The sequence below is a fragment of the Nitrosomonas sp. Nm34 genome (genome assembly GCF_900113925.1).
Taxonomy (GTDB): Bacteria; Pseudomonadota; Gammaproteobacteria; order Burkholderiales; family Nitrosomonadaceae; genus Nitrosomonas.
On record NZ_FORD01000071.1, the window covers coordinates 1 to 10,775 of the forward strand.

Annotated in this window: 7 protein-coding genes; all 7 read right to left on the reverse strand. The window is 47.1% G+C overall.

Annotation, left to right across the window (positions count from 1 at the left end; all coding sequences use genetic code 11):
• Positions 1–466: 466 nt before the first annotated feature.
• A complete protein-coding gene (locus BM283_RS15670) occupies positions 467–1,477 on the reverse strand; it encodes a tetratricopeptide repeat protein (protein ID WP_090694766.1) in 1,011 nt (336 codons plus the stop codon).
• Positions 1,478–1,486: 9 nt separating this feature from the next.
• The gene (locus BM283_RS15675; protein WP_090694768.1) at positions 1,487–2,716 is read right to left on the reverse strand and encodes a glycosyltransferase; all 1,230 of its coding nucleotides are present in this window, start codon (positions 2,714–2,716) and stop codon (positions 1,487–1,489) included.
• Positions 2,691–5,330: a glycosyltransferase family 2 protein gene (locus BM283_RS15680; protein WP_090694769.1), complete on the reverse strand. Its 2,640-nt coding sequence runs from the start codon at positions 5,328–5,330 to the stop codon at positions 2,691–2,693. The genes BM283_RS15675 and BM283_RS15680 overlap by 26 nt, the downstream gene beginning before the upstream one ends.
• A gap of 50 nt (positions 5,331–5,380) precedes the next feature.
• Positions 5,381–6,433, reverse strand: a complete 1,053-nt coding sequence (locus BM283_RS15685) for a hypothetical protein (protein ID WP_090694772.1) — start codon at positions 6,431–6,433, stop codon at positions 5,381–5,383.
• Between the two features lie 763 nt (positions 6,434–7,196).
• Entirely contained in the window at positions 7,197–8,681 is a 1,485-nt protein-coding gene (gene trpE, locus BM283_RS15690) for an anthranilate synthase component I (protein ID WP_090694774.1), read from the reverse strand.
• A gap of 164 nt (positions 8,682–8,845) precedes the next feature.
• Complete coding sequence (locus BM283_RS15695; protein WP_090694776.1) at positions 8,846–9,568, reverse strand: phosphoglycolate phosphatase; 723 nt, start codon at positions 9,566–9,568, stop codon at positions 8,846–8,848.
• Between the two features lie 64 nt (positions 9,569–9,632).
• Positions 9,633–10,310: a ribulose-phosphate 3-epimerase gene (rpe, locus tag BM283_RS15700; protein WP_090694778.1), complete on the reverse strand. Its 678-nt coding sequence runs from the start codon at positions 10,308–10,310 to the stop codon at positions 9,633–9,635.
• Positions 10,311–10,775 lie beyond the last annotated feature (465 nt).

Below are 10,775 nucleotides of genomic sequence, written 5' to 3' on the forward strand. Positions count from 1 at the left end.
CAATAAGGCAAGGCTGAAACGATGGGGATTATGGGTTCCATCAGATTTTGTGACAGCTTAAGTTACTGGGTTCAACCGCCGGATGCGGAAAACCGCACGTCCGGTGGTGTGGGAGAGGTAACGGATACAATCCGTTACCCCGACCCGATCCAGCTATATATCTTACCACCTAAACTGCCCGGGAAAACTTGTGGTTTCTTAGAATCTACCTCAAGCAATCTACGTTGGATGCAATAACGAGCGGGCATTACGCTTTATGTGCCTCACTTCACCATCCTATAAGCTGCATCCAACAAGCTGCAATCTATAGCCTAATTCCATTTCTAGATCAAAACTGGCTGTACTGGCTGTATCGGCTTTACCTTACTGTATTATTCATACTGTCTGCGCATCGCTCTCGCCTCAGGTTTGATTTAGAAATGGAATGATGTCATTCAAATTCAGATTTTCATTAAGAAAATCTGAGTTAGCCTTTTTTGCGTGTTGCTGGCTTTGAGGTTGTTTCGGTTGTGGCAGATGCTTGCTGAACCTGTTGCTCGAGTACTGCCAGATTATCGAGGGCGCCCTGATAGCCAGGTTGTAGCTTGATAGCTTCTTCCAGTTCTTTCCGCGCATTAACTAAGTCGCCTTGAATGCGCAACAGGTTGCCCAGGTTATTGTGCGCAGCGGCTGAATTAGGCTGGATGGTAATGGCCTGGCGGTAGGCGGCAATGGCCTCATCCAGTTTGCCCAGACGCTTGTAAGCCACCCCAAGATTAATGTGAGCGGGGAAAAAGTCTGCCTTAATTTTAAGGGCGCGTTTGTGAAAACTGATGGCTTTGTCGAGTTCGCCGCGTTCCTGGAAGAGTATTCCCAGGTCATTGTAGTAATCAGGCCGATCGGGGGACAGCACAATCGCTTGTTGAAGTAAAGGAAGCGCGCTCTCCAGATCTTTCTGGGCGCTCAGTGTCAGTCCAAGGCCATGGAGCGCTTCCGGATGATCCGCATTGATTTGCAGTGCGGCATGATACACCTTAACCGCCTCTTCCAGTTTGCCGGTTCGCTGTAGCTGACTGGCATGAATCAGCAGTTGCTCAATGGTATTGGGGTTTTCGATCACATTTTCCAGTTTCTGGATGCGTTCAGTTAGCTCGGCAGAGGGAAGTAATGCGTTCGCTTGCCGGAAGATCTGCAGAGCTTCCAGCACGCGGCCCAATTGCTGCTGCGCCAGACCAATCTGTGCGAGCACCGCCGCTTTAGGTGCGACCGCTTTTTTCATTTTACTGCTGGAGATCGATTTCCATACCCCCTGCAGAATTTTGAGGGCTTCTTCCGGTTGTCCTGTGCGGTTATGGATCATGGCGATGCCCATGGCGGCAGCCGCATTGCCCGGTTGTAGTTTCATGGCTTCCTGGTAGAGCGTGGAAGCATTAGTGTAATCGCGATTCTCAAGGAGAGCGCCGGCTTCTTTTAAGATATCAGTAAGTGTTTTAGTCATGGATTTCTACTACCATTCAAATTGTTTGATGAGCTGCTTGAATGCTGGATAACAGATCGTATTAAAATCATAGCGAGCAACCACGGTTTGTCGCGCCTGGTGGCGTAATTCCTGGTACTGCTCCGGGTTGGCTAATGCTTTGATTGCATAGTTTGCCAGAGTGACGGGTTCATTGAATGGGAATAACAAGCCATTTTCCCCATTATTTATCACTTCCTGTACCGGGGGAGTGGCAGACGCAATCATCAGGCAGCCGCTGGACATGGCTTCGAGCATGGACCAGGAAAGAATAAAGGGATAAGTCAGGTAAACATGCGCGCGCGATATTTGTAATACTTTCAGATAATCCTGATAGGGAAGACGGCCAGTGAAATGGAGGCGTGTCTGATCGATTTTGTTAGCGATTTCACTGAGATAGCGTTGGCGATAAGTCTGGCCGATGGGGGGCTGTTTGCCATAGCTGACATCATCGCTGCCGACAATGATCACCTGACAATTCGGACGTGCTTCCAGAATCCCGGGCAGGGCGCGCATGAAAATATGAAATCCGCGATAGGGTTCCAGGCTGCGGCTGACATAGGTGAGTATTTCTTCTCCAGCGCGATGAGTGGAGCCATCGGGAAGGGTGATGGTTGCATTGGCGTCTGGGGCTACCTTATGGGTGTCAATGCCGTCGTGGATCACGCTGAGCCGTTCCTGATAATGAGCAGGAAAGCAACTGCGCTGCCAGGCCGTTGGGCAATAGCCGGCATCGCAGGATTCGAGGGCTAACAGTTGGGTGGCGTTGAGGCTGTGCACGCGAAAGAGATCATCGAAATTCATCGGATATTCGGGATCAAATCCCACATTGGCGCCTCTTGCTCGATAGTAGTATTCAAATAAGCCGATGACTCTGGCGCCCGGAAACATAGCTTTCAGATAAAAAGCATCACCCCAACCTGGATGCGCAATGATCAAATCAGGTTCCAACCCTTGGCGCTTATGGGTGAGCAGTGTCTGCACGATTTGTTGTCCGCGCCTGACCGCGCTATCAAAGTTACGGGCATAAGCATGAGTACTGCTACCCGCTACCTCCGGGGTGGGGTAGGCCATGACGGGAAGGTCGGGTATAGGGGCGGTGTCTTCCATCCATTTTGCATCACCGACTGCATGTATCCGCATGTCTGGTTCGCGTGCCAGAGCTGCCGCAAAACGGCGGAATTGCCCCGGAAAATTAGGATGAACAAAAAGTATTTCCAAGTGTTTTCTCTATTTCATTGCGCAGCCATGCTGCCTGGGGCATTTGACTAGTCATTTGCCATCCGGTCAGAGGACTGCCGCCTGGTGCTTGCTTGAGGTCGGGCGCCCAAAGAATATTCAAGGTATGAGGGTAAGATTGGGGTGCTATTTTCAAGGTTGATTTATTGAAACAATGGGCGATACGGACATCGGCCAGCCGCGCTGACTCCTCAGGCGTATCGAGCCGTTCGTGCCAAACCACGGCCCCGGCTGCTTGCAGGGATTGCTGTAAGGTTTTGAGACGGGCCTGGTGCTGGGCTGAGATTTTGTGCGGAGTGAGCAGCGCAATACGCAATGGCGGAGATTGGGGGGTACATAACGGCCCAAGCGGGCAGGTAGCAGTGGTTTGCACGATGGGACTGCTGAGGGTGGACGCCAAAGCATTTATTATAGCAGGGCTGGCGGCAAGGTAACCGTCAAAATGAGGCCACCACGGCATGCGCTGCCATAGAGCAGCCTCGTTTCTGACCCAGGCAAAGGTGAGCAGATCTTCAGGCCGATACATCATTTTGCCAATATCATATTCAGGATGTCCGACTATCAGGATGTGAATATTACGCACATTATACCAGCCACGGCTGGGAGGCAGAAAAACCGTGCGTGCTGCAGGATAGCGCTGACGCACCTGCTTGGCCAATTTAATTGCATCCGTTCGTAGACGGGTGGTTACACCATTAGCCCTGCTTTCATCAATGATAAAGCCAATGGTCAGCTTATCGACAGTGAGATGTTGATCTCCAGTGAAGAGACTGGTCCAGTAGCGTTGCTTTAACCATAGACCGGCATGGGTCTGTAACACATCTGCATTACTGATCAAACGGTCGAAAATATCGGTCGCTCGTCCTGAAAGGCGGGTATGGCCATGATGATGAAGCGCCAGCAGATCATTTCGACAGATGATTTTTTTGCCGAGTTTGTGGCTGAGACGCAGACAAAACTCGACATCTTCAAAACCATAAAAATAACTGGGGTCAAACTTGCCTGCATTAAAAAAATCTTCTTTGCGGCAAAACATGACAGCGCCGGTAACGACTGGAACAGACTGGGCGGAATATTCTGCTTCATTGATGTCGTCTGCTGTAGCTTCATAGGGCCAATAAGCTGCATTGTAAAGTTTAAAGCGTACGCCGAGATGTTGCACGATGGTGTGATTGAATGATTGCTCACTACTGGTAGATTTGATCAATTTCAGGCCAAGCAGGCCGATTGCTTGATCGGTTTCAAGGGCATCGACCAGCGCTGGCAGGACATCCTGTAACCAGATAATATCATTATTCAGAAACAGCAGGAATTTCCCGCGTGCTTCCTCCGCTGCGCGATTACATGAAGCAGAAAAAGAATCATTGAAGGGCAGGGGAATAACGTGCAACGGCAGCTGTGATTGCCAGCGGTTCAGCAATCGTAGACTCCCATCTTCAGAGGCGTGATCCACGACAATAAATTCGACGTTGGTCAGACTATTCTTTATTAGCCAGCTTTCAAACAGGGCAGCGAGCAGCTTTTCGCCATTACGATTGAGAATAATGACCGAGACAGTGGGTTGATTGGGCCGGGCAAGTTTTTTTGCCTGCCGTACTTTTTCCGGTTGAGAAGCGATTTCATCAAAAGTCAGATAGTGCCTGGGTATTTTGATCAGTTGCCCACTGCCGCGTAATGGATGATTCTGTCCGGCAAATTCGACGCTGATACGGTGCTCGTTACCATCAAACAGAATTTCGGGTGGAGCTAGTTGGAAACCAACAATACCGAGTTTTTCTTCGGGCAGCTTTAAATAGTTTGCAATGTCGGGACGACGAATATTGGGGCGAAAATGCAGCACAATCTGGCCATCGATTTTTAGCGTCAGCTCCACTGGATTGGCGGGTTGGTGCACATCAAAAGCCCAGCCATGAATGAGTTGCGTATCAAACTGCTCCAAGTATCCAATCAGTTTTTTCTTGGGTTGACACGGTGAGCCGCTTAGCTCTATATCACCGCAGAAGAACCGTAACGGGATCGGTAAATCTTTCTGTGGAATACGAAAAGTGGCCAGATATTTATCGGGTTGCCCCTTCTCCGTGGGGAGAGGAATCAAGGGAACCTGTTTGCAGAAATGCTCTTCCTGATCACTTAAAATGAGTTGCGGCAGCGGATTAGGGCGATGACTAAAAGCTACCCATCCCTCAAAATGATCCTCCACAAAATTCACTTGACCATGACGATCACCGTGCTGGAAGGTGAGTTTGCTTTCCAGTCCATGCTGCGCCAAGTCGTTGGTGTTAGAGGCAGCGGTGTTTTGAGCGGGATCGCATAGCCTGACAGTCAGTTCGTGCGGTGCCCCGTCAAATAGCTGGGCTGGCAGGGGGACAAGGAATCCTTTGCTCAGATCGGCTGGTTCACCTTCACCCAGTAATGGCTGATAACTATCGGCAAGGGGAGAGTCGCACCATACTTTCGTCAGGATGTTACCATCGACATAGACAGCAACCTCAGCCGGTTCTGTGCCTGGAATGAAGGCACATCCCCTGAGCAATCCATTATCAATAATGATCGGCGATAGATAGGGGGTTAGATTATTTCTTTTGATTTTTGTCATAAAAAAGCCCGCATTATTCTAGCGGGCTTTCTAGCGCATAGGCTTGTTAATTACGATAAGTTAAATATTACCATATCGGCTGTCACATCACTTGCAGACATACCTACGAGCGTAATGGAGGCCTGGCCATCCACGAATTCGAAAGTAACGTTACCATTCGCTTCGGAAACATTGGTAACAAAAGGTAGCAGATCAGCAACGGTCTGAATATCGTCAAACTGGAAGGCCAGTTTATCACCATTGTCGATCTGGACATTGTAATGACCTAATGCATTGAAGCCTATGATGTCATCGCCACCGCCTCCGATCAGGGTATCATTACCGCCGCCGCCCACCAGAGTGTCGTTACCACTGCTGCCAGTGATATGTTGATCTCTATTGTCACCTTGGAGATTAGCGTTGGTAGTATCGCCCACTTTGACCGTACCAGAACCCACCAGCACGGCATGTTCGACACCACTGAGTTCAAGTGTTTTCCCTTGCTGAATATCGCTCAAGAGCAGAGCAAAAACTTCTTTATCTTCAGGATTGAGCGCCGTGAATTTTATCGTATTACCCGCGTTTGGATCAACTGTAATTGCGGTTCCTGCTGGTGTTTCTGCCAGCGTTTCGGATAGTGAATTGGAAATATCTGCGAAGCTGATAATACTCAGAACACTTTCACCTACACCATTGGCATTCAAGGCGTTGATCAGATTGTTAACCGCATTCGTTAGACTCGCATTAAGCGCCTGGATGGCAGGATCGGCACTGTTTGACGGTAATGCGTCTTCAATTTGCGCATTAAGAAAGTTTGCAATTTCTGTGGGTGTTGCTTTTTCGCTTAAACTTTCAAAGGCGATATTAACGCCGGCTGGCAACTGAATTGCAAAATGCATTACACCCGCATTAATTTCCGCTGCGATGGTAGCATCTTTTGTAACAATGGCGCCTTGTGTTTCACCATTGTGACCTTTACCTATCACTAATGTACTGCCATTACCTAAATCCGTCGTTTGAGCACTACCACCGACCGTATCAGTTAAAAACTGATCCAACAACGCTATCACGTTGTTGTCTAATGGTGTCCCACTACTTCCCCCTAATAATGACTCTGCTGCCATAACTCAAATTACTCCTCTTTGATTCTTGAAAAAAATACTTCATTTACCGCGTCGCGAATATACGATATAAATTAATTCCAAGCAAGTAATATATGACATATCATATGACGTAAGGGTTGTGTCTTACAAAAATAACTATATGAGTCATAACCTTATAATCTGTCAGTTAGGCAAACTTGTCGCATGCAAAGATAGTTAACCTGAAACGGCCTGTTAGTATGTTTTAAAAGTGCATTAAAAAATGATGATTTACTTTCGAATGGAATTAATCAAATCTCCGCAATGATAATTATCGGCGGCTAAGGCAGAAACTTTAGTCAAATTTTTATCATATGGCATGCGGCATGATGTTCGGATGGTGATTTTCAAAAACCATCTTGTTTTGATCTGACAATTCAGTGAATTTGCCGCAAGTAAAGGTACAAGTAGGGGCAATTGGGCTTGAATGGAGTCGTGCTATTTTAAATAGTGTATAAAGGGTAATAATTTTCGCTTGGATGGGACTAATTCAATTTCGTAGTTTTAATATCGGCAATTGCTGCAGAAACTTTAAATGAATTTTTAATATGACAAAATGCATGATGTTATAAGCATGACTTTCGAAAATCATATTGTCTGGTCTGATAGTTCAACGAATCTGCCGCAAATAAAGGCAATAGGATCTGAATGGTCTCGTGTTTTTAAAGTACAGAACAATAATTTTCGCTTGAATGGCATCAATCACATCATCGCAAGGTTGATATCGGCGGTGGCTGTAGAAACTTTAATCGATTTTACTATCGAGTCCATTTTCAGCAATTTCAGCAGCACGCAAGATCGCTTTTGCTTTATTTTGCGTTTCGATCCACTCGCTTTGAGGGACTGAGTCAGCAACGATACCGGCGCCTGCCTGCACGTGTAACGTGCCATCCTTGATGATACCGGTGCGAATCGAGATAGCCAGATCCATATCGCCATTGAAACCCAGGTAACCGACTGCACCAGCATAAATACCCCGTTTGGAGATTTCCAGTTCATCGATGATTTCCATCGCTCTTACCTTGGGTGCGCCGCTGACGGTTCCAGCCGGGAAAGTGGCGCGTAAGACATCGAGCGCATTCAGGCCCGGTTTGAGTTTGCCTTCCACGTTGGAAACAATATGCATGACATGGGAGTAGTGCTCGATTTGCATATTTTCGGTTACTTTGACTGTACCGGTTTGAGCGACACGGCCAATATCATTGCGCCCTAAATCCATGAGCATGACATGCTCGGCCCGTTCCTTGGGATCGGCCAATAAATCAGCTGCTAACGTGGCATCTTCCTGCAGGTTTTTGCCACGAGGGCGCGTGCCAGCGATCGGACGAACGGTTACCATATCCTTCTCAAGCCGTACTAAAATTTCAGGAGAGGCGCCGACAATATGGAAATGATCAAGATGATAATAGAACATGTAGGGGGAGGGGTTGAGGCTGCGTAGGGCGCGATAGAGCGCAAGGGGAGAGGCTGAATAAGGCTTGCTGGTTCGTTGTGAAAGGACCACCTGCATGATGTCCCCTTCCACGATATAGTGTTTGGCTTTTTCTACTGCAGCGATAAAATCGGCTTCCTCAAACTCACTGACAGCAGTGCTTGGCTTACTTGGCTCTTCGATGGGAATAGATAAAGGTTGTCGCAACCGGGCCAGTAGTTCTTTTAAACGTTTTTTCCCTGCTTGATAAGCATTATCTGAATGCGGATTCGCATAGATGATGAGATAGAGTTTTCCAGAGAGATTGTCGACTACCGCCAATTCTTCAGACAGCAGTAGTAAGACGTCCGGCGTATGCAAGGTATCGGGTCGGGCATGGCCTGCCAGTCTTGGCTCAATATAGCGTATGGTGTCATAACCGAAATAGCCAACGAGCCCTCCACAAAAACGGGGCAGGCCAGCGTAGGGTGCAATTTTAAAATCAGCCAGATAAGATTCGATAAAATCCAGAACATTGCCGGTATTGACTTTCTTGCTGGTGCTGGGGCTAGTGGAGGTGTCAATGATATCGACTTCATTGCCATACACTTCTATCCGTGTTTTTGCGGGTAAGCCGATGACGGAATAACGTCCAAAACGCTCACCACCCAGCACTGATTCCAACAAGTAGGAATAGGGCTGATTGGCCAGTTTGAGATAAACTGACAGCGGGGTATCAAGATCAGCAAAGGTTTCCAATACCAGGGGAATGCGGTTGTAACCTTGTGCCGCCAGCTTGTTGAATTCACTCTGAATCACACACTAACCTTTTTAAAAACGGATTTAATTGAACGATATGTTTCTCACTGATACGTTAATATCGGGAAGGTAGGAAGGAAAAATACAGGAAAGGTTGCAATATTCATTATCTTAGTATCGGCATGAGTAATGGCATGAGGTAGTTAGAGTGAACCCATGATAAATCATTTTTTGATTAATTTAGTCGCCTCAAGAAGTGAAGAAACCACCGCATCACAATTTAATTCATGGACGTCCCGTCCTTCATTATAACCGTAAGGAACACAGAAGATATGGCACCCTGCTGCCCGTGCTGCCATTGCGTCATTGAGTGAATCGCCAATCAACAGTAATTCATATGGTTTAATTTGAAAGTGCTGGCAGGCATGCAGCAAAGGCAGGGGATCGGGTTTCTTTTTAGGCAGGGTGTCACCTGACAATACCATCTCAAAATAATGCAACAGGTTCGTGGCACGTAACAGCGGCAAAGTGAATGCTTCAGCTTTGTTGGTGATGCAGGCTAACTTGAACCCACCCTTTTTGAGCGTATCTAATCCTTCCACAACTTCCGGGAAGGGGCGAGTGTGGGTATACAAATTCTCGTGATAATTTCGCTGATAAATAGGCAAGGCTTTATTGAATAATTCAGGATCGGGTTCCTCATCCAGGCTATTTGTCAATGCGCGTTTTACCAGTCTCTGGATCCCTTTTCCTATAAAGGATTGGATGGTAGCGACGGGTAATTCGGGTTTGCCGAGTTCCGTCAGCATCTTGTTCGCAGCAGAAGCAAGATCCATGGCGGTATCAAGCAGTGTCCCATCCAGATCAATGACAACCGCCTTAATCTGGAGTGGAAACTGAATTTCTGTCGTACGGCGATCAGTACGTTGTAAATTATCTGGATTCATTTGTTTTTATTTAGGTGGTGAGAAAAGTTAGTGAGGGAAGTGTCAAAGATGAATGATTATTCAACTAAACTTTTGCCAGTTCTGCTCGCATTGCCGCAATAATCGTATCGTAGCGATGCGGGTCACTGTCTTTACCTGCACCATAAATAGCGGATCCCGCAACAAAAGTATCCGCCCCTGCACGCGCGATTTCAGCAATATTGTCCGCTTTTACTCCACCATCAATTTCCAGCAGAATGTCTTTGCCACTCGCATCGATGCGTTTTCGCACTTCTGATAATTTATTGAGTGCTTCCGGGATAAATTTCTGCCCGCCAAAACCAGGGTTGACTGACATGATTAACACTAAATCCAGCTTATCCAGCACATGGTCGAGGTAATTAAGAGGCGTGGCCGGGTTGAATACCAATCCTGCTTTGCATCCTTGTTCCTTGATGAGACCGATCGTGCGGTCGATGTGCTTGGAAGCTTCTGGATGGAAGGAAATAATATCGGCGCCTGCTTTGGCAAAGTCAGGCACGATGCGATCGACTGGCTCAACCATCAAATGGACGTCAATCGTTGCTTTGGTTAAGGGACGTATCGCTTCACATACCAGTGGGCCGATCGTCAAATTGGGGACATAATGGTTATCCATGACATCAAAGTGAATGATATCTGCGCCTGAATCAAGGACGTTTGTGATCTCCTCTCCCAGTTTGGCAAAATTGGCAGATAGAATGCTTGGAGCGATGCGATACATATCATTAATCTCTCAAAAAATTAAATCCTGCATTTTAACCATAAATGATCATTTCGCGGTAACGTTAATCATCTGGCTGACCCAAATCTTTGAAAAAATCCTCCTGTTCGCGCTATTGGTTGCGTCATTATCGATTATTTTAGTTTTATCCGCCTATCAGATATAGCCTAACCGGTTAAGAATGATTCACAAAGAATTCTCATCTAAACCAAATATGACGTGAAGGCAAGCTGTAGAGAATATCAATAATACGGCAAGAGGAGCCGACAAAGTCACGTTTGATTTAGCTGGTAGGGTGCAATAAGTGTAACGCATTGCACCAGATGGTAAGGTAGCACATACGGCGCAATGCCCGATGGTTATTGCGCCTTAGTGTGCCCGGCATGGGTTAAAACTTGTTATCTGAGAGGAGATAACCGGAGTTAGTAACGACAACCGTAGTGAAACGCAAGGGGGAAACCGCGA

Excerpts from the sequence above, each read along its gene's own strand:
- BM283_RS15680 (WP_090694769.1), bottom strand. The coding sequence starts at position 5,330 with ATGACAAAAATCAAAAGAAATAATCTAACCCCCTATCTATCGCCGATC.
- rpe (WP_090694778.1), bottom strand. The coding sequence starts at position 10,310 with ATGTATCGCATCGCTCCAAGCATTCTATCTGCCAATTTTGCCAAACTG.
- BM283_RS15695 (WP_090694776.1), bottom strand. The coding sequence starts at position 9,568 with ATGAATCCAGATAATTTACAACGTACTGATCGCCGTACGACAGAAATT.
- BM283_RS15685 (WP_090694772.1), bottom strand. The coding sequence starts at position 6,433 with ATGGCAGCAGAGTCATTATTAGGGGGAAGTAGTGGGACACCATTAGAC.
- BM283_RS15670 (WP_090694766.1), bottom strand. The coding sequence starts at position 1,477 with ATGACTAAAACACTTACTGATATCTTAAAAGAAGCCGGCGCTCTCCTT.